This is a genomic window from Desulfatibacillum alkenivorans DSM 16219, from assembly GCF_900142135.1.
Lineage (GTDB): Bacteria > Desulfobacterota > Desulfobacteria > Desulfobacterales > Desulfatibacillaceae > Desulfatibacillum > Desulfatibacillum alkenivorans.
Map to the genome: position 1 here is coordinate 1 of NZ_FQZU01000054.1, position 17754 is coordinate 17754.

The 17754-nt window shown below is 56.0% G+C and carries 19 protein-coding genes; 17 read left to right on the forward strand and 2 right to left on the reverse strand.

Annotated elements, in window-relative coordinates; genetic code table 11:
* The coding region (locus tag BUE18_RS24760) for a transposase family protein (RefSeq protein WP_139264916.1) at window positions 1-213 on the reverse strand (213 nt) is incomplete at its 3' end.
* A gap of 367 nt (window positions 214-580) precedes the next feature.
* Between BUE18_RS24760 and BUE18_RS24765 the strand changes: the two genes are divergently transcribed.
* Together BUE18_RS24765 and BUE18_RS24770 are read left to right on the forward strand one after the other, a co-directional pair.
* Window positions 581-1117: a MauE/DoxX family redox-associated membrane protein gene (locus BUE18_RS24765; protein ID WP_073478831.1), complete on the forward strand. Its 537-nt coding sequence runs from the start codon at window positions 581-583 to the stop codon at window positions 1115-1117.
* Entirely contained in the window at window positions 1110-1640 is a 531-nt protein-coding gene (locus BUE18_RS24770; RefSeq protein ID WP_073478832.1) for a rhodanese-like domain-containing protein, read from the forward strand. Before BUE18_RS24765 ends, BUE18_RS24770 begins: the two co-directional genes overlap by 8 nt.
* A 112-nt stretch (window positions 1641-1752) precedes the next feature.
* On the opposite strand, the gene BUE18_RS24775 is transcribed toward BUE18_RS24770, so the two are convergent.
* On the reverse strand, window positions 1753-3051 hold the full coding sequence (locus BUE18_RS24775) for a CinA family nicotinamide mononucleotide deamidase-related protein (protein ID WP_244549379.1): 1299 nt from the start codon (window positions 3049-3051) through the stop codon (window positions 1753-1755).
* A 172-nt stretch (window positions 3052-3223) separates the two neighbouring features.
* On the opposite strand from BUE18_RS24775, the gene BUE18_RS24780 reads away from it, so the two are divergent.
* The 15 genes from BUE18_RS24780 to BUE18_RS24850 all read left to right on the forward strand — a co-directional run bounded on the left by BUE18_RS24780 (window position 3224) and on the right by BUE18_RS24850 (window position 17751).
* Window positions 3224-3457: an FmdB family zinc ribbon protein gene (locus BUE18_RS24780; protein ID WP_073478833.1), complete on the forward strand. Its 234-nt coding sequence runs from the start codon at window positions 3224-3226 to the stop codon at window positions 3455-3457.
* 2 nt (window positions 3458-3459) lie between these two features.
* Complete coding sequence (gene hemC / locus BUE18_RS24785) at window positions 3460-4392, forward strand: hydroxymethylbilane synthase (RefSeq protein ID WP_073478834.1); 933 nt, start codon at window positions 3460-3462, stop codon at window positions 4390-4392.
* A 27-nt stretch (window positions 4393-4419) separates the two neighbouring features.
* Complete coding sequence (cobA, locus tag BUE18_RS24790; RefSeq protein ID WP_073478835.1) at window positions 4420-5937, forward strand: uroporphyrinogen-III C-methyltransferase; 1518 nt, start codon at window positions 4420-4422, stop codon at window positions 5935-5937.
* 76 nt (window positions 5938-6013) lie between these two features.
* Window positions 6014-6343, forward strand: coding sequence for a hypothetical protein (locus tag BUE18_RS24795; protein WP_073478836.1), 330 nt, complete (start codon window positions 6014-6016; stop codon window positions 6341-6343).
* A 14-nt stretch (window positions 6344-6357) separates the two neighbouring features.
* Window positions 6358-6990, forward strand: coding sequence for a tetratricopeptide repeat protein (locus tag BUE18_RS24800; protein WP_073478837.1), 633 nt, complete (start codon window positions 6358-6360; stop codon window positions 6988-6990).
* Window positions 6991-7133: 143 nt separating this feature from the next.
* Entirely contained in the window at window positions 7134-7928 is a 795-nt protein-coding gene (locus tag BUE18_RS24805; RefSeq protein WP_073478838.1) for a hypothetical protein, read from the forward strand.
* Between the two features lie 15 nt (window positions 7929-7943).
* Entirely contained in the window at window positions 7944-8399 is a 456-nt protein-coding gene (locus tag BUE18_RS24810) for a Mut7-C RNAse domain-containing protein (RefSeq protein ID WP_073478839.1), read from the forward strand.
* 121 nt (window positions 8400-8520) lie between these two features.
* The gene (locus BUE18_RS24815) at window positions 8521-9375 is read left to right on the forward strand and encodes an Mrp/NBP35 family ATP-binding protein (protein ID WP_073478840.1); all 855 of its coding nucleotides are present in this window, start codon (window positions 8521-8523) and stop codon (window positions 9373-9375) included.
* Window positions 9376-9449: 74 nt separating this feature from the next.
* Entirely contained in the window at window positions 9450-10226 is a 777-nt protein-coding gene (locus BUE18_RS24820) for an ATP-grasp domain-containing protein (RefSeq protein ID WP_073478841.1), read from the forward strand.
* Window positions 10213-11379, forward strand: coding sequence for a deoxyguanosinetriphosphate triphosphohydrolase family protein (locus BUE18_RS24825; RefSeq protein WP_073478842.1), 1167 nt, complete (start codon window positions 10213-10215; stop codon window positions 11377-11379). Before BUE18_RS24820 ends, BUE18_RS24825 begins: the two co-directional genes overlap by 14 nt.
* A 7-nt stretch (window positions 11380-11386) precedes the next feature.
* Window positions 11387-12130, forward strand: a complete 744-nt coding sequence (locus BUE18_RS24830) for a UPF0280 family protein (RefSeq protein WP_073478843.1) — start codon at window positions 11387-11389, stop codon at window positions 12128-12130.
* A 109-nt stretch (window positions 12131-12239) separates the two neighbouring features.
* Window positions 12240-12731, forward strand: a complete 492-nt coding sequence (locus BUE18_RS24835; protein ID WP_073478844.1) for an HIT family protein — start codon at window positions 12240-12242, stop codon at window positions 12729-12731.
* A gap of 75 nt (window positions 12732-12806) precedes the next feature.
* Window positions 12807-13229 (forward strand): LapA family protein, encoded by a 423-nt coding sequence (locus BUE18_RS24840; RefSeq protein ID WP_073478845.1) that lies wholly within the window; start codon window positions 12807-12809, stop codon window positions 13227-13229.
* Between the two features lie 29 nt (window positions 13230-13258).
* Window positions 13259-15928, forward strand: a complete 2670-nt coding sequence (gene mutS, locus BUE18_RS24845) for a DNA mismatch repair protein MutS (RefSeq protein WP_073478846.1) — start codon at window positions 13259-13261, stop codon at window positions 15926-15928.
* A gap of 20 nt (window positions 15929-15948) precedes the next feature.
* Window positions 15949-17751, forward strand: coding sequence for an N-acetylmuramoyl-L-alanine amidase (locus tag BUE18_RS24850; protein ID WP_073478847.1), 1803 nt, complete (start codon window positions 15949-15951; stop codon window positions 17749-17751).
* Window positions 17752-17754 lie beyond the last annotated feature (3 nt).

Below are 17754 nucleotides of genomic sequence, written 5' to 3' on the forward strand. Positions count from 1 at the left end.
GTCATGGGACGGGATGCCGCGAGGCAACTCCAAATATTTTGACAGCCATCGCTTTCGTTTTTTGCCGAAATTCTCAATTTGCTCGTATGTGTCAGCCCCGGATACCACGGCGCATATGGCCATGACGATGATGTCTATTAGTTTATGCAGCGCGTTATGATGCCGGGGATCTTGCACGGTCTCGAAATACTGGTCTATGGTGCGTTCTTCCATGAGCGCCTCCTTTGTTTAAGTCGCCCACAGACCTTACACCAGTGCTTTAAAAAAGTCTAGTTGAAAAATATTTATAAGTATTTCAAGTTATTATAGATATGCAGTACCATATACTGCGCCCTGAAGCCCGTCTTTTTTTACATGCGTATGCCCTGTCCTGCCTTCCTTTTTAATGACGAGAATATGAGAAATCCGCCCGCTGTTATTTGCGGCGTCTATCGCCCGGCGAAGCAGGATTAAAATTATCAATTTTACTTATAGATGGGTTTAGTATAGTTCCAAGCGCATGAATGAGCAGTAGGCTCATGGCTCCCACTATTAGCTAAAGAAAAACCAAAAATTGAATTCAATCCTGGATCGTACAGTTATGGAATCAGGAAATATAGCATCTTTGCAAAGCGGCGGGGGCAACGGCTCCAAGTTTTTCCCCGTATGGCTGTATCGGGTGGGCAGGATCGTTTTGGCGGGCGTTTTCTTATGGTCGGGAATCGCCAAAATTCAGGACCCCAGGTCCTTTGCGGTGATCATTGAGGCTTTTGGGCTGTTGCCTGAAATCGCCATTGAGCCCATCTCCCTGCTGCTGCCTATTTTGGAAATAGCCGCCGCGGTCGGCATATTGCTGGACGTGAAAGGCAGCCTGGGCATGATAACCGGCATGCTGGTTTTGTTTATTTTCGTCCTGGGGTACGGCCTGCATATGGGCCTGGACGTGGATTGCGGCTGTTTCGGCCCGGACGATCCCGAGGCGGAGGCCTTTCACAGCCTGCGCCCTGCGTTGTACCGCGACTTCGTGATGATGGCCGGCGTGGCCTATCTATACATCTGGCGTTACGCGAGATCGGTGCGCCCCGTGCGTCCGGTTGAAATTCTAACTGTTTGGAAGAAAGGCAATAAAAATGACTAAGACTTTGAAAGTGGTTCTGGCGATCGCTCTGGTGAGCCTTCTTGCCGCAAGCCCTGCCTGGGCGTTCAAAAACAAGTTTGAAAAGGAAGTGGATGCTGAAGCCCAAGCCGTCAAGCTGGTGCGCGAAGTGCAAAGGGGCGGATACGATCTGGTAACCACCGATGAGCTGAAAAAATGGATGGACGAAGGCAAGGATATGGTCATCATTGACACCATGCCTTACGAGGGCTCCTACGTGAAGAATCATGTTCCCGGCGCCGTCCAGTTTCTGTTTCCCATCCCGGACATGAACGAGTGGGATGTCAAGGAAACTGCGGGAAAAACCCAGGCCGACTTTGAAGCCATGCTGGGCCCCGATAAAGACAAAACCATCGTGATCTACTGCGGTTTTGTAAAATGCACCCGCAGCCACAACGGCGCGGCCTGGGCCAAAAAAATGGGCTACAAGAACGTGTATCGTTACAGCGGCGGCATCTTTGCCTGGAAGGGCGCTGATTACGAAGTGGGCAAAGTGGAAAAATAGCGCATTAAAAAACGATTTTCATTCCCAAATAATAGCGGGCCGGAGCAGGGATATTCATTTCCCCCGCTCCGGCCCGTTTTGTTTTACATTTCTGCTATTGGGACGCCAGTTCTCAGGGTTTATACTCCCTGGCCCAGGAGGGCGGAGGCAGGCCCTGGAGATGGCGGCGAAGCACGTCCAGGGCGTTCATGGCGAAGATTTTAATGTTCCGGTCCCGCTCGCCAAAGGGGGAGTGGAACCGGTACACATAGGTGTCGTCCGGCGCGGCCAGGGCGATGCACACGGTTCCCACGGGCTTTTCCTCGTTGCCGCCGGCCGGGCCGGCCACCCCGCTGGTGGAAATGCCGTAGGTGGTTTTGGCTATCTGTCGGGCGCCTTCGGCCATGGCTTTGGCGGTTTCCTCATGCACGGCGCCGTATTTCAACAAGGTTTTGCGGGAGACGTTCAGCATGGTTTCCTTGGCCGTGTTGGCGTAGGTGACGGCGGACATGACAAAATACTCCGAGCTGCCGGGCACGCTGGTCAGCCAGTGGGCGATCTGCCCGCCGGTGCAGGATTCCGCCACGGCCAGGGTGGCTTTTTCGTCCTTGAGCATCAGCCCCACCACTTCCTCCATGTTTCGGCCGCCCACGGAAAACACGTTATTCTTCAGGCGGTCCAGAATCTTGTCCGTACCCTCGTCCAGGATGCGCTCCACGCCCATTTTGCTTTCAGCCCGGGCGTAGATTTTCACCTGGATGACGGGAAAGCTGGCCCTAAGCCCCAGCTTCATGCCCGGCTCGCCGTCCGCGACGTCGGCGACAAGTTCGCCCACCCGGGCTTCAGGCATGCCGTAGGAGCAAATGGTGCGAACGCCGGAGACTGTTATATCCTCCAGCATTTCCTCGATTCTTGGAATCACCTGATCGGCCAGCATGCGCTTCATTTCGCGCGGCACGCCCGGCATAAAAAAGAACCGGCACTTGCCGATGATCATGGAAAAACCCGGCGCCGTGCCCACGGGGTTGTCCAGGCGCACCGATCCTTGGGGAAAATAGGCCTGCTTGCGGTTGGACTCGCCCAAATTCCTGCCCAGGTTGCGGCCTATGGATCTGAAAAGGGTTTCGATCCAGGCCAGGGCTTCCTCGTCCAGCTCCAGCTCCACGCCCGCGGCCTTGGCCGCCGCCGCCGCCGACAGGTCGTCCATGGTGGGCCCCAATCCGCCGGTGACCAAAGCCACGTCCGCCTGCTCTCCAATTTCTTTTAACGCACGGACCAAGTCGTCCATATCATCGCCGACCGTGACGTGTCTTCGAACTGAGACGCCCATCATTTCGAGCTGTTCCGCCATATACGCCGAATTGGAATCCACCAGGGCTCCTGTGGTCAGTTCATCGCCTGTGGCCAGGATTTGCGCCTGAATCGTCTGCATAACGCCTCCAAAAATAAGTTACCCTCTCCGGCCCAATTCTATATAGGAAAGGCCCCTGGTTGGCAAGCCGGGCGCAGGCCCAAATAACCCGGATTAAGGAAAGCATGTGTTGACGCAAAGGCATATCAGTCTTATATAAAGGTGTTAACTTTGAACCGAAAGGATGGTTTATATGCCAATTTATGAATTTCATTGCAATAAATGCGATGCCAACTTTGAGCAGCTTTTAATGGGCGGCGACAAGCCTGAATGCCCCAAATGCGCGTCCAATGACGTGAACAGGCTGCTGTCAGCCTGCGGATTTGTGAGCAAGGGCGGCGGCGGAGAGACCGTTTCCAGTTCGGCGGGCGTTTCCTCCTGTGCGGGCTGCTCTGCAACCAGTTGCTCTTCCTGCGGGTCGTCCTGATAATGGCGGATCAAATCCTCATTAAAATAGGAACCCGGGGCAGTCCCCTCGCCCTGTGGCAGGCTGAGCATGTCGCGGCTCTGTTGGAACGCGGGAATCCCAACGTGAAGACCGAACTGGTCATCATCAAGACCAAGGGCGACAAAATTCTGGACGTGCCCCTGGCCAAGGTGGGCGGAAAAGGTTTGTTCGTCAAGGAGATCGAAGAGTCCCTTTTGGACGGCCGGACCGATATGGCCGTGCACTCCATGAAGGACGTGCCTTCGGAATTCCCCCCCGGGCTGTGTCTTGCTGCAATAATGGAACGGGAGGATCCCCGGGACGCTTTGATTTGCTCCAGGGCCAAGGGACTTTTGGACCTGCCGCCCAACGCCAAGATCGGCACAAGCAGCCTGCGGCGTTCGGCCCAGTTGTTGGCCCTCATGCCGGATCTGCAAATTGAGCCTTTACGCGGCAATATCGGCACCCGTCTAGGCAAACTCACGTCCCTGAACCTGGACGCCATTGTGCTTGCAGCCGCAGGCGTCAAACGCATGGCCATGGACGACAAGGTTTCGGAATACATTCCCGAGGAAACCGTGCTTCCGGCCGTGGGCCAGGGCGCTATGGGCATTGAGATCCGGGAGGACGATCCCGTAGCCGGACCGCTGGCCAGAGCCTTGAATCACGAGCCGACCCAGGTGATCGTCACCGGCGAACGAGCTTTTTTAAAGCGTCTGGACGGCGGATGCCAGGTTCCCGTGGCAGCCCACGGCAGGCTAAAGGGAGATTTCTTGCAACTGACCGGCGTTATCGCCGGAGTGGACGGAACCCCGATTTTCCGCGACAGCGTTTCCGGCAAAAAGGAAGACGCCAAGGAACTGGGCGTCAAGCTGGCGGAAAAGCTCCTGAACGCCGGCGGCAAGGCCGTACTGGACGAATTGCTGGATCATTAACCCGGCCAAAACCGGAAGGATTGTATAATGGGCAAAGTGTATCTCATCGGGGCGGGCCCCGGAGACGTGGGCCTTATCACGGTTAAGGGCCTGGATTGCGTAAAAACTGCGGACGTGGTCGTCTACGATTACCTGGCGTCCCCCAGGCTTTTGGCCTACGCCCGGGAAGACGCGGAAATCATCTACGTGGGCAAAAAGGGCGGGGACCACACCCTTTCCCAGGACGGCATCAACGCCCTGTTGGTGGAAAAAGCCAAAGCGGGGAAGACCGTGGCGCGCCTGAAAGGCGGAGACCCTTTTATTTTCGGCCGCGGCGGCGAGGAAGCCGAAGTTCTGAAACAAGAGGGCCTGGCCTTTGAAATCGTGCCCGGCGTCACCTCGGCAATCGCCGCTCCCGCTTATGCAGGCATCCCCCTGACCCATAGGAAGCACACGGCCACCGTGGCTTTTGTCACCGGCCACGAAGACCCGACCAAAGACGAGTCCAACATCGACTGGGCCAAGATTTCCACGGGAATCGGCACCATCGTGTTTTTGATGGGCATCAAGAATTTGCCCATGATCACCAAACGGCTTATGGACAACGGCCGCGCTCCCCAAACCCCGGTCGCCCTGGTGCGCTGGGGAACCACTCCAGGCCAGGAGACGGTTACGGGAACCCTGGAAACCATCGTGGAGATCGCCCAAGAGGCGAAAATCAAGCCGCCGGCCGTCATCGTGGTGGGCGAAGTGGTGGATCTGCGCCCCGTGCTCAACTGGTTCGAGACCAAGCCCTTGTTCGGGCAAAAAATACTGGTCACCCGCAGCCGCAAGCAGGCCAGCGCGTTGGTTGAGAAGCTGGCCGATCTCGGCGCCGACTGCGTGGAAACTCCGACCATTGAACTGGTTCCGCCCAAGGATCCCAAGCCCCTGGAAGACGCGGTGGACAACATCGCCGCCTACGACTGGGTGGTGCTGACCAGCGTGAACGGCGTGGATTACTTTTTCGACTGCCTGTTCTCCAAAGGCAAGGACGCCCGCGCTCTGGCCAACGCCAAGGTGGCGGCCATCGGCCCGGCCACGTCGGCTAAATTGAGGGAATACGGCCTGGTTACGGACATCGTGCCCAAGACATACCGCGCCGAATCCGTGGTGGAAGCCTTCCTGCAGGAAGACATGCAGGGCAAAAAAGTGCTTCTGCCCCGGGCTGCGCAAGCCCGGCCCGTCCTGCCCGTGGAACTGAAAAAAATGGGCGCCCTGGTGGACGAGGTTCCGGCTTATGAAACGATCCAGGCGTCCCAGGATCAGGCCCGGATTTTGTGGGAAAGGCTGGAATCCGGCGAGATTACCATGACCACCTTCACAAGCTCCTCCACGGTGAGCAATTTCGTCGCCTTGTTTGACAAGGACAAACTCGTGAAGGTCATGGAGGGCGTTAAAACCGCCAGCATCGGCCCTATTACCAGCGACACGGCCCGGGACCTTGGGCTTAAGGTGGATATGGAGGCGGAGGCCTACACCATCGACGGCCTGGTCCAGGCCATTTTGGACGGCGCCGGCAAATAAAAATATCAGCCCGGGTCTAGGACCCGGGCTTTTTTTGTGTACAGGGGTTTGACGTTTTATTCATTGGAGAGCAGCCATGGCGAAACCTTATATTCATATTCCCCTGGATGAGGAAAACCGGTCGATCTCCGGGTATTTCACCCTGGAGCGGGAAGTCCGCCTTCCCTATGAAGGCAAGGAAGTGCTGTACACCGTGGGAACCGGGGTCGTGGACTCGTCCTGCTGCGGGTTCGGCGGATGCGCCTACGCCATGGTTCCAGGCTTTGTCGTAACGTGGAAAGAAAAAAAAGATCTGGAAAATCGGGATATTTCCATGGTAGAGCCCATTTCGGACCAAGAAAGCCAAAAGCAGCTTTCTAAAATCATCCGAAAAAAAGAAGGAGTCACCCAGGTAAATTTCCTGTAGCCTGGCAATTGAATATGCTGTTCGAGCAATCCAATCGATGGTTATTCGTCATGGTCTGTCTTGCGGTCATGACCGTCCTTTCCTGCGCCGGATACAATTCCCTATCGCCTAAGGTCCAACCCGAAGAGACGCCTACCGACTGCCTGGCCCTGGGAAACAAGTATTTCCTGGGCGAGGGAGTGGAGCGGGACTACACTCAAGCGGCCGAATATTTTCAAAAAGCGGCGGACGAACAAAACAGCCCCGAAGCGTGGTTCATGCTGGGCCGCATGCACTTGGAGGGCCTGGGCTTTGAGCAGGATATCAAGGAAGGCGCCAGGGACTACGCCAAGGCGGCCAACCTGGGTCATGATGAAGCCCGTTACCAGCTTGCAGCCTTGTTTTTCTCCTCTCGGGCTTATGACGAAGCCTTTGACTGGGCCGCGCCCGCGGCGAAAAACAACCACGCCAAGGCTCAATTCCTCGTGGGCATGCTTTTTCTGGAGGTGGGCGACAACGATCTCGCCCTGGAATGGCTGGCCCGCTCCGCCATAAAGGGGCACGCTCCGGCCGCCGGCATTATCGCCTCTTTAGGCCCATCCCCCCAAAGCCTTCCCGATCCTTCCGCCCCCATCCGGGAGGAGATGCTGGTCAATCCTTTTAAATAGCCGAACTAAACTTTAGGGATAATATTGCATTTTCCGCACAGGTTTATAATGCCTGCAAAATGTGATAGAGTCAGCAGGTTATTCGCCTGGGTTCATGACCCGGGCCTGGACGGGAACCTATCTTAAACATAGGGAAGCCTAAAATGGCCGATATTATTTCAAAAGCAGCCAGGCGCCTGACGCCGCTTTTTTGTGCGCTTTTGGCGGCGGCGAGCCTTCAGGCCTGCGCCTTATGGAAAAAGCCTGCGCCCACGCCCGGACTGCCTCCGGCAAAGGAAGTTATTGAAAGCATCCAAAAGGATTACACAGGCGCCGGGCCTTTTAAAGGGATATCGCGGTTCACCCAGGAGCAGTACGGAAACCGCCTTAGCGGCCGGGCTGCTTTTGTGGTGGCGCCTCCTGATCGGCTTCGGGTGGACATTTTAAATCCCTTTGGCCAGCCCATGGTCAAGATGGCCTATAACGGCAGGCACGTTTTCATGTATACGGGCGCAGAGGACAAATTCCGGTCGGGCGTAGCCACCCGCGGCAAGATGGAGGATGCATTAGGCATTCCCATGTCCATGGAGGAGCTGGCTCAGATTTTAGGCGGACATGCACCGGTGGCGAGCCATTGGTGGTCGAAAATAGAATTTTGGGATTTTTCCGGCGGCCAGAGGGCGCAAAGGGGCTTTTTGTTGATCTTGCGGTCTCTAACCGGCCGAATCCGGGAAAAAATCTGGGTGGCCGGGGACGGAGTCACAATTATCCAGGCGGACGTTTATTCGTCAGGAAAAATGCTCTACTCGGTGTTTCCCGACAGGGATAAGCCGGGAAATATTCGCATCCAGGGCGGGGATGGAGCATCCATTACCTTGGAAAAACAACGCTTTTGGGAGAATTCAACGGTTGACGAATCCCAATTTATGCTTACTAAAGATATGGTGACTAATCGTTGACGGAGGTCCCGAACTTTGGCCCCTCTTCTGGCCGTAGACAGGAGCATGGGACGCCTTGCCAAATGGTTGAGGCTTTTAGGCTACGACACGGTTTTTGACCCCGGCATGGGCGATAAGGAGTTTTTGGCCCTGGCGGAGCAAGGCCGCATCCTCATTACCAGGACGCGTGCTTTGTTCGGAAAAGCCGGTGAAGCCCCAATGGTGGAGATCGTTGACGGGGATCCCAAAGCGCAACTGGCCGAGACGGTAAAGCGCCTGGGCTTGCGCATTGATAGAGAAAGGGCCTTTGGGAGGTGCATACGGTGCAACGTCCCGGTGGAGCCCATGGAACGGTCAGAGGTTTTCAATCGGGTTCCGGATTATGTTTTTGAAGCGCATCAGGACTTCGCCCATTGCCCTCGATGCAAAAGGATTTACTGGCAAGGCAGCCACCAGGACAGGGGCCTGGCCATGCTGGAAAGCGTCATTTAAGGTAAAAACGGGCCGGGAGAGTTCCACGGCCCCCATATAACTACAGGCGGGCGCGAAATCGCGTTCGAGAGCTGTCACGGCGAGAATCGCCGCGTAAATACATTTTAAGGAGAACGAAAAGATGTCTGATCAATGTTCCTCCGGAGGATGCTCCGGTTCCCAGGGCGGCGGAAACATGGCCCACAACATGCAAGATAAAATCATCGAGAGCTCGCTGGCTAAAATCAAAAACAAGATTCTGGTCATGAGCGGCAAAGGCGGCGTGGGTAAATCCAGCGTTGCAGCCAATATTGCCGCGGGCCTTGCCAAAAGAGGCAAGAAGGTCGGCCTTATGGACGTGGACCTTCACGGACCCAGCATCGCAAAAATGATGGGCATCAACGGCATGCTGGACGTCACGCCCGACAACTTCATCATGCCCTGGAGCTACGATAAAAATTTGAAAGTGGTTTCCATGCAGGCCCTTATGCCGGAAAAAGACCACGCCGTAATCTGGCGCGGCCCGGCAAAAACCGGCGTTATCCGCCAGTTCATCGCAGACGTGTATTGGGAAGACCTGGACGCCATGGTCATTGACTCTCCTCCGGGAACCGGCGACGAACCCCTGACCGTAGCTCAGGTGGTGCCCGACGCCATGGCCGTCATCGTGGCCACCCCCCAGGAAGTCGCATTGGCGGACGTTCGCAAGTCCATCAGCTTTTGCTCCACCGTAAACATGAAGATTCTCGGCCTGGTGGAAAACATGGGCGGGTTCAAGTGCCCCCACTGCGGCGAAGCCATTGACATTTTCCCCACTGGCAACGCAAAGATCACGGCTCAGCAGATGAACATTCCGTTCCTGGGCAGCCTGCCTTTTGACCCGGACGTGGTCAAGGCCTGCGACAACGGAACCCCGATCATCAACCTGAACGCCAAGTCTCCTTTTTCCGTAGCCATGGGCGAAATCCTGGACGGAATCGAGGCCAAGTGCAAGTAGTCCTGTTCTGCAAGGCCCGGCGGCAAACCGCCGGGCCTTGGTTTTTTAAAGAATGACCGTCCCGGGAATTTGTCATGTCTATTGCCGTTGCTTTGGAAAACCGGCTGTCGCAATGCCCCCGCATAGCCACCCTGGGAGTCAAACCCAATTTCTCCGACTACTCGCCCCGGGAGCAAGCCCTCATCCGCAAGGCGGAGACCATTTATTATCCCAGCAGCTTTTACGCCCCCTTGTTCCAGGCCATGGGCAAAAAAACCTTTCCAAGCCCCGGCGTCTACGCTTGCGCACAGGATAAAATCGCCCAAACCGCCCTGTTTCATTTATTGCAGGTTCCCCATCCGCGCACCAAGGTGTATTACGGCCCGCAACAGAAAAAATTCATACTCAGGGATTTCGGGCTGCCTTTGGTGGCTAAAATCCCCAGGGGGTCGGCCCAGGGGCGGGGCGTATTTTTAATCCAAAAGCCTGAGCAGTTGGCTGAATACTGCAAAGAGAACCACGCCGCCTATATTCAGGAGCACCTGCCCATTGATCGGGATATCCGGGTTGTGGTGGTAGGGAAGCAGGCCGTGATTTCTTATTGGCGCGTGCCGGAGCAAGACGCCTTTTTGCACAACGTGGCCGCCGGAGGGGAGATCGTATTTGATGACGTCCCCCGGGAAGCCGTGGATTTGGCGATGAAAACCGCAATCGGTTGCGGTTGGGACGACGTGGGCCTGGACCTGTGCATGGTGAACGGCCGCCCCCTTGTCATGGAGGCCAATATGAAATACGGTAGGCAGGGTTTCGCCCTTGCAGGCATTGATTATTACAGCATGATGGAGACCTTCATAGCCGATGGAAAAATCTGAAGCCGGCTTGTTTGATATACTTTGCGCCCAACTGGAACAACGGGAGGCGGAAACCCTCGCCCCCCGCGCCGCCCTCACCAAGGACGGACTGCGCCGGAGCCCGGAGCAACGTGCGGACGAAGGGTATCGCCAATCTTTTTCCCTGGATGTGGACCGCATTCTGCACTCCCGCGCCTACACCCGCTACATTGACAAAACCCAGGTTTTTTACCTGATTAAAAACGACCACATCACCCACCGGGTGCTGCATGTGCAGTTGGTTTCCAAAATCGCCCGCACAATCGGCCGTTTTTTGCGTTTGAACGAAGACCTGATCGAAGCCATCGCTCTGGGCCACGACATAGGCCATGCGCCTTTCGGGCACGAAGGGGAGACCTTTTTGTCCGAGCTATGCCACGAGCACGGCATCGGCCCGTTTTTGCATAACGTCCAAAGCGTGCAGTTTTTGGACAAGGTGGAGCGCGGCGGCAAAGGCTGGAACCTTTGCCTCCAGACCCTGGACGGCATTTTGTGCCATGACGGGGAAATTCATAACCAATACCTTCATCCCGTGGAAAAAAAGGGATTTGACGACCTGGAAAGGGACATACGCGCCAAGCTGGAAGATCCTGCTGCGCAGCTCATTCCCATGACCGCCGAAGGCTGTGTGGTCCGCATGGCCGACACCATCAGCTACATTGGCCGCGACATCGAGGACGCCATTCGCCTGAAACTCATTTCCCGGGATCAAATACCCAAGGAATGCTCCGAGATATTAGGCGAAACCAACGGCTCCATTGTCCACGCCCTGGTGACGGACATCATCCGGAACAGCGCCAACGGAACGGAAATATCTTTTTCGGCCCACATTTCCAACGCTCTTAAAAAGCTGAAACAATTCAACCTGGAAAACATCTACTTGCATAAAAAGGTGAAGGCCAACAGCGCAACCATCCAACAGCTGTTCCGGCATCTGTTTGAAAGGTTTTTGGACGACTTCCAAAAGCAGCGCCGGGAATCGGCCATTTTCACCAGTTTTTTAAGAGGCAAGGACGAAGATTATTTAACCGGGCATAAGGATGCGGAAATCGTCCGGGATTTTCTGGCCGGCATGACCGACCACTATTTTTTAAGGCAATGCCCCGAGGAAATGCAGCCCAAACCGGCCCTGTGATTTTACCATGAAAGCATACGAACCCCGCACATATCGTTCATCATCCGCCAGAAAGGGCCTGGAGCCCTTCAGGGTGCAGGTCAGGGAATCGGACCTGATGATCCAGGCGGAGCAGGTCTTGCAAAAAGAAGCCATGGACATTTTGCTCCGCTGCCGGTCCCATTTGGAAAACTACATAGAACAATTTCCCGGCTTCGCCTCTACTCTGGCGCCCTGGAAAATTGAGGGGCCGGCGCCGCCCATCATCCGGTCCATGGCTCAGGCGGGCCTGGCGGCCGGCGTAGGCCCCATGGCCGCCGTGGCCGGGGCTGTGGCGCAGTATGTAGGCCAGGGCTTGCGTGCAGCGTCCGGGGAAGTGATCGTGGAAAACGGCGGAGACGTCTATGCCTTGGTGCAGGGCGAGCTGTTTATGGGCATCTTCGCCGGAGATTCGCCGCTGGCCGGCAAGTTGGGCCTGCGTCTGAACCCCGAAGGCCAGCCTATCGGAGTATGCACTTCTTCGGCCTCCATCGGCCATTCCAAGTCCTTTGGCAAGGCAGACGCCGTTGTCATAGTCTCCAGGGATTGCGCCCTGGCGGACGCAACGGCCACCGCCGCCGCCAACCTGGTTACAGGCCCTAAGGATGTGGAAGCGGCTGTGAATTTCGCCCAAAGCGTTCCCGGCGTCATCGGCGCCGTGTCCATCTGCCAAAGTCAATTCGCGGCCTGGGGAGACCTGGAGTTGGCTCCCGTGCAGGCAAAAAGGCCTTGAGTTTTCTCGCATAAAATAGTAAACCTTCTTATGATTTTACTAATATCCGATGTAATGATTCGCAGGCCTTGGCCTGCAGTGCTTTAGGCTGACGGGAATTACCAATCGCATGAAGACAATGTGGGCGCCATGGCGCATTGAATACATTCTGGGAGAAAAAGAGGAAGGCTGCGTTTTTTGCCTTGCCAAGGATGTGAATACGGAGCTTACCCTGTTCGTGGGCGATCAAACCATGGTTGTCATGAACAAGTTTCCCTATTCCAACGGCCACTTGCTGGTTTGCCCCATTCGCCATGTCTCCAGGCTGGACCAACTTTCCATGCAGGAAATGGGGATTTTGACCAAGACCGTGGAGCAAAGCATCGAAATATTGAAAAAAGTGATGAACCCGGACGGGTTTAACGTCGGCCTGAACCTGGGCAAGGTGGCCGGCGCAGGCGTGGAGGAGCACCTGCACTTCCATATCGTACCCCGGTGGTTTGGCGATGTAAACGCCTTGACTGTGTTTGCTGACGTGAGGGTTATTCCCGAACACATTCTGGCGACGCACGCCAATTTAAAGCCCCATTTCGATAAATTGGACCCCAAAACCTGGGAGTAGCGGGGCCAGGGGCGAAAAATCGCAAAAAACCCGGCCCCATTCCGGGCCGGATCAATCCCTCAATGGAGGAAAGTTATGAAGGTTATTAAGGGAGGCCTTGCTGGAGTGATTGTCGCCTTGTGCATCATGGTGATCTACCAGAACGCTGAGTTTTTAAAAACCACCTATTCTTTGGGCGTGGACTTCAAACTTTCCGATGCTTGGGTGTTTCATACTCCTGAGCTGCCCAACGGCGTTTTCCTGCTGATCACTCTGTTTGTCGGCGTGATTGTGGGCTACGGCGTCACCCTGCCCGGATGGATGCGCAACAAAAAGCTCATCCGCCAGAGCGGCGAGGAAGTTCGCGCCCTGCGCTCTCAGGTTGAAAAGCTGAAAAACAGGCCGGCCCCCAGCTTTTCCCTGGATTCGGAGGAAGAAAGCGCGGCGAATGAAAACGCAGCGCCCGCCGATGCCGCCTCAGCAGAGGAAAAGGACAGCCAGGAAGCAGCCACTCAGTAAATTAATGGAGGACCGGCAAACCCAGCCCCATGAGCGCCCCAAAAGTAACTCCCATGGTACGCCAGTACCTATCCATTAAGGCGGAACATCCTGATTCAATTTTATTTTTCAGGATGGGCGATTTCTACGAGATGTTCTTCGAGGATGCCGAGAAAGCCTCCAAGGCGCTCGACATCACCTTAACTTCCCGCAATAAAAACGACCCGGACCCCGTACCCATGTGCGGGGTCCCTCATCATTCCGCAAACGGATACGTGGCCCGGTTGGTGGAGCAGGGCTTCAAGGTGGCTATTTGCGATCAGGTGCAGGACCCATCCGAAGCCAAAGGCCTGGTGGAGCGGAAAGTGGTCCAGGTGGTTACGCCCGGCATGCAGCTGGACGGCAGATACCTGGACGCCAGCCAGAATAATTTCGTATGCGCCGCCGTCACCGGCAGGGGCGGCGTTGGCCTGGCTTTTCTGGACATCTCCACGGGCGCTTTTTTGGTCACTCAGGTGACCACGCCCGAATCCGCGTTTCAGGAAATCCTCCGCATGGGCCCCAAGGAACTGGTCCTGCCTGAAAAATTCGAAGAAAACGCCCGGGCCGCCGCCGCCATGCGCGTGGCGGACCAGTTGCCCACATCCCGCTTGGAAAGCAAGGATTTTGAAAACGCCAGAACCAGGGACAGGCTGCTGGAGCACTTTAAAACCCGGTCCTTGGAAGGATTCGGCATACAGGACCTGCCCCTGGCGACCAGGGCGGCCGGCGCCCTGCTGCATTACGTGCAGCAGGCCCAAAGGCAGGAAATCACCCATGTCACAAAAATCCAGGCCTACTTTCAGGACCAGTTCCTGTGGATCGACGATAACAGCGCCCGGAACCTGGAGCTTTTAAAGAACATACGCAACGGAACCCGCCAGGGCGCGCTCATTTCCGTGCTGGATAAAACCGTCACCGCCATGGGCGCCCGGCTTATGAGCTATCTGTTGCGCTATCCTTTGATCGATCCCCAGGTCATAAATTTGCGTCTGGACGCCGTGGAGCAGGCAAAGGACCTGGCCCGGGTGCGGGACGAAGTCAGGGAAGCGCTCAAAGAGGTGCACGACCTGGAACGGCTGCGCAGCCGGACCGCCCTGGGGCACGCCAATGGACGGGACCTGGCCGCCATGGGCGAGTCTCTCAAGCAATTGCCCAGGCTGTGGGCTTTGCTTAAGGAGAATTTTGAATCCCCCTTGCTTTGCGGAGACGCAACTGACGACGGCCTGACCGACGTGGCTGACCTCATCGACCGGTCCATTCGCGAAGACGCGCCCCCGGGCGTGCGGGACGGCGGCATGATCAAGCCGGGCTTCAACGAGGAACTGGACGAGGTGGCGGCCCTGGCCACGGACGTCAAAGGGCTCATCGCCGGGCTGGAGGCCCAGGAGAAGGAACGCACGGGCATATCCACCTTAAAGGTTCGGTACAACAAGGTTTTCGGCTACTATATTGAAATATCCAAAAACCAGACCAAGTCGATTCCGCCCCATTATGTGCGCAAGCAGACCCTTGTGAACGCCGAACGCTATATCACGGACGAACTCAAGGAGTTTGAAACCAAGGTCCTGGGCGCCGAAGAACGCCGGGTGGCCTTGGAGTACAATATTTTCACCCAGATTGTGGACCGCATCAACGGGGAAAAAAACCGGCTTGAAAAAGCCTCGCACCTGATCGCCTGGGTGGACGTCCTGACCGCCTTAGGGCACGTAGCCGACCATAACGGGTATTGCCGCCCGGTAGTGGACATGGGCCAGACCCTGGACCTGCAGGAAAGCCGCCATCCCGTGGTGGAAAAAATGCTGCCCGGCCAGCGGTTTGTGCCCAACAACATTACCATGAACAATCTGGATCAGCAGATCCTCATGATTACAGGCCCCAATATGGCCGGTAAGTCCACGGTTCTCAGGCAGGCGGCCTTGTGCGTGATCATGGCCCAGATGGGTTCGTTCGTTCCGGCGGAAAAGGCCGTGGTGGGCGTGGTGGACAAAATTTTCACCAGGGTGGGGGCTTTGGACAACCTCTCCCAGGGCGAGAGCACCTTCATGGTGGAAATGCAGGAGACCGCCAACATCCTGAACAATGTGAGCCACCGGAGCCTGGTTATTCTGGATGAAATCGGACGCGGAACCTCCACCTTTGACGGGCTGTCAATCGCCTGGGCCGTGGCGGAGTATCTGCACGACTATAAAGACCATGGCGTAAAAACCATGTTCGCCACCCATTATCACGAGTTGACCGACCTGACCAAAACCCATCCCCGGGTGAAAAACTTCAATATTGCGGTCAACGAATGGAACGACGAAATCATTTTTTTGCACAGCCTTGTGGAAGGCGGAACCAACAAGAGTTATGGAATTCAGGTGGCAAGGCTGGCGGGAATACCCGCAAGTGTGATAAGAAGGTCAAAACAGGTGCTTCAAACCATCGAAGACAGCGAAGAAGCCAGAGTGGCCTACTCGGCCAAAGCCTCCGGTAAGGGCGGAAAAAAGGACGTTCAGGTCCAAATGAGCCTGTTCCCCACGCCTGGCGAACTTGCAGCCCAAGCCCTGGAAAGAATGGACATCAATTCCATGACCCCTCTGGAGGCCATGAATGTGCTGAGCGAACTTCAGCAACGGGTTAAACGCCCGGAAAAAGCCCCTGCGGACGTTACAGCGGAAACGGAAGACCAGGAATAAGCGACTCAGAGAGAAGCCGGATGCCATTGACTGCGGGATACAGCCTGAAATTCGCCGAAAAAAACAAGAGTACTCTTGTTTTCGCAGTCCTTATGTTCCTGCTTTTTGTCTGGTGCGCGGCGCCCGATTACTCCCGGGCGGACAGTCCCCGCTCCCTCTACCTGCAAGCCCAAAAATGCACTCGGGAATTAAAAAGCGACGCCCGCAAACGCAAATACAGGGACCGCTGGATTATCTGCATCCAGGGCTACCAGAAAGTCTACAAAACCGATCCCGACGGACCGTGGGCTGCGGCAGGCCTTTATGAAGCAGCCGTGCTCTATGAAGAGCTCTACCAGCTTTCCCATAGAAAATCGGACCGGGCGGAAGCTGTCGACCTGTGCCAGCGCATTGTCAAACGATTTCCCGGAAGCGCCTACAAATCCAAGGCCATTGACATGCTGGCGGAAATCAACCAGATCCGCTCCTTAAAAAAGCGGACTCTGGTTAAAAACATGCCCAAAATCAAGCCCTTGCCCTCCAAAGAAAAGCCCAAGCCCGAGCCGAAACCGGAGCCAAAGCCGGAGCCCCAGCCGGACCCGGATCCCATCGGCAAGCTGGTGCAAAGCGCCTCCTCCCAGGAGCCGCCGCCCGACCCCATCGCCGGGGCCGGGGACACAGCCCTGGTTACGGGGCTGAGGTATTGGTCCAGCAAGAGCTACACCAGGGTGGTCATCGACGCGGATAAAGAGACCCAGTATAAAGATCACCTTCTAAAAAAAGACCCTGCGCTGGGAAAACCTCAGCGCCTATTCATAGACATGGATCACTCCAAAGTGGGCAAAGACCTGGACAGGGCCGTAACCATCCAGGACGACCTCCTGAGCGGAGTGCGCGCCGCCCAGTATAATCATGAAACCGTGCGGGTGGTGGTGGACCTGAAATCCTTCAAGTCCTACAAGGTGTTTTCCCTGAAGAATCCTTTCCGCGTGGTCATTGACGTGCGGGGAGAAAAAAAGACGCCCTCCGAGCCTGTTAGAGTCGCCGCATCTAGGCCCGCTTTGCCCATGCCTGACGAAAAAGGCAAGGTTCCGGCAGGCGCCATTGCGACTCAACTTGCCCTGGGAGTTTCCACCATTGTCATAGACGCCGGCCACGGAGGCAAGGATTACGGCGCCCCCGGGGCGGTTAAGGGGGTGCACGAAAAGCAGGTGGTTCTGGCCATCGCCCAAAAGCTGGCCAAGGCCCTTAAGGAGCAAACCCCCTGCCAAGTCTATCTTACCAGGGATTCCGACCGCTACCTGACCCTGGAAGAACGCACGGCCATTGCAAACACAAAAAACGCGGATCTGTTCATATCCATCCACACCAATTCGCACCCCAGCAGCAAACCCTACGGAGTGGAAACCTATTACCTGAACCTGGCCACGGATGACGAGTCCATCCGGGTGGCGGCCCTGGAAAACCAGACATCCAAAAAGAACATCAGCGACCTCCAGAGCATCCTGGACAGCCTGATGCATAACAATAAAGTCAATGAATCCCAGCGCCTGGCCCATTCCGTCCAAAAAAAGATGTGCAGCAACCTCAAAACAAAATACTCGCGAATCAGGGACAGGGGCGTAAGAAAAGCCCCCTTTTATGTGCTTTTGGGTGCGGAAATGCCGGCTATCCTGGTGGAGACCTCTTTTATCAGCAATAGCAGGGAATGCAAACGCCTGACTTACGGCCCCTACCAGGACCGCCTGGTGCAAGGCATCGTGGACGGAGTCAAGGAATACGTCAAGCAGCTCAACCCGACCATGACGGGCTGGACGGGCAATCAAACCAAAACCTCGGGATAACGC

What these genes read in the sequence shown, in the direction of transcription:
- BUE18_RS24775 (WP_244549379.1), bottom strand. Translation starts at nt 3,051, where the DNA reads ATGCAGACGATTCAGGCGCAAATCCTGGCCACAGGCGATGAACTGACC.
- hemC (WP_073478834.1), top strand. Translation starts at nt 3,460, where the DNA reads ATGGCGGATCAAATCCTCATTAAAATAGGAACCCGGGGCAGTCCCCTC.
- cobA (WP_073478835.1), top strand. Translation starts at nt 4,420, where the DNA reads ATGGGCAAAGTGTATCTCATCGGGGCGGGCCCCGGAGACGTGGGCCTT.
- BUE18_RS24800 (WP_073478837.1), top strand. Translation starts at nt 6,358, where the DNA reads ATGCTGTTCGAGCAATCCAATCGATGGTTATTCGTCATGGTCTGTCTT.
- BUE18_RS24765 (WP_073478831.1), top strand. Translation starts at nt 581, where the DNA reads ATGGAATCAGGAAATATAGCATCTTTGCAAAGCGGCGGGGGCAACGGC.
- BUE18_RS24830 (WP_073478843.1), top strand. Translation starts at nt 11,387, where the DNA reads ATGAAAGCATACGAACCCCGCACATATCGTTCATCATCCGCCAGAAAG.
- BUE18_RS24840 (WP_073478845.1), top strand. Translation starts at nt 12,807, where the DNA reads ATGAAGGTTATTAAGGGAGGCCTTGCTGGAGTGATTGTCGCCTTGTGC.
- BUE18_RS24820 (WP_073478841.1), top strand. Translation starts at nt 9,450, where the DNA reads ATGTCTATTGCCGTTGCTTTGGAAAACCGGCTGTCGCAATGCCCCCGC.
- BUE18_RS24795 (WP_073478836.1), top strand. Translation starts at nt 6,014, where the DNA reads ATGGCGAAACCTTATATTCATATTCCCCTGGATGAGGAAAACCGGTCG.
- BUE18_RS24825 (WP_073478842.1), top strand. Translation starts at nt 10,213, where the DNA reads ATGGAAAAATCTGAAGCCGGCTTGTTTGATATACTTTGCGCCCAACTG.
- BUE18_RS24770 (WP_073478832.1), top strand. Translation starts at nt 1,110, where the DNA reads ATGACTAAGACTTTGAAAGTGGTTCTGGCGATCGCTCTGGTGAGCCTT.
- BUE18_RS24805 (WP_073478838.1), top strand. Translation starts at nt 7,134, where the DNA reads ATGGCCGATATTATTTCAAAAGCAGCCAGGCGCCTGACGCCGCTTTTT.
- mutS (WP_073478846.1), top strand. Translation starts at nt 13,259, where the DNA reads ATGAGCGCCCCAAAAGTAACTCCCATGGTACGCCAGTACCTATCCATT.
- BUE18_RS24815 (WP_073478840.1), top strand. Translation starts at nt 8,521, where the DNA reads ATGTCTGATCAATGTTCCTCCGGAGGATGCTCCGGTTCCCAGGGCGGC.
- BUE18_RS24835 (WP_073478844.1), top strand. Translation starts at nt 12,240, where the DNA reads ATGAAGACAATGTGGGCGCCATGGCGCATTGAATACATTCTGGGAGAA.
- BUE18_RS24850 (WP_073478847.1), top strand. Translation starts at nt 15,949, where the DNA reads ATGCCATTGACTGCGGGATACAGCCTGAAATTCGCCGAAAAAAACAAG.
- BUE18_RS24780 (WP_073478833.1), top strand. Translation starts at nt 3,224, where the DNA reads ATGCCAATTTATGAATTTCATTGCAATAAATGCGATGCCAACTTTGAG.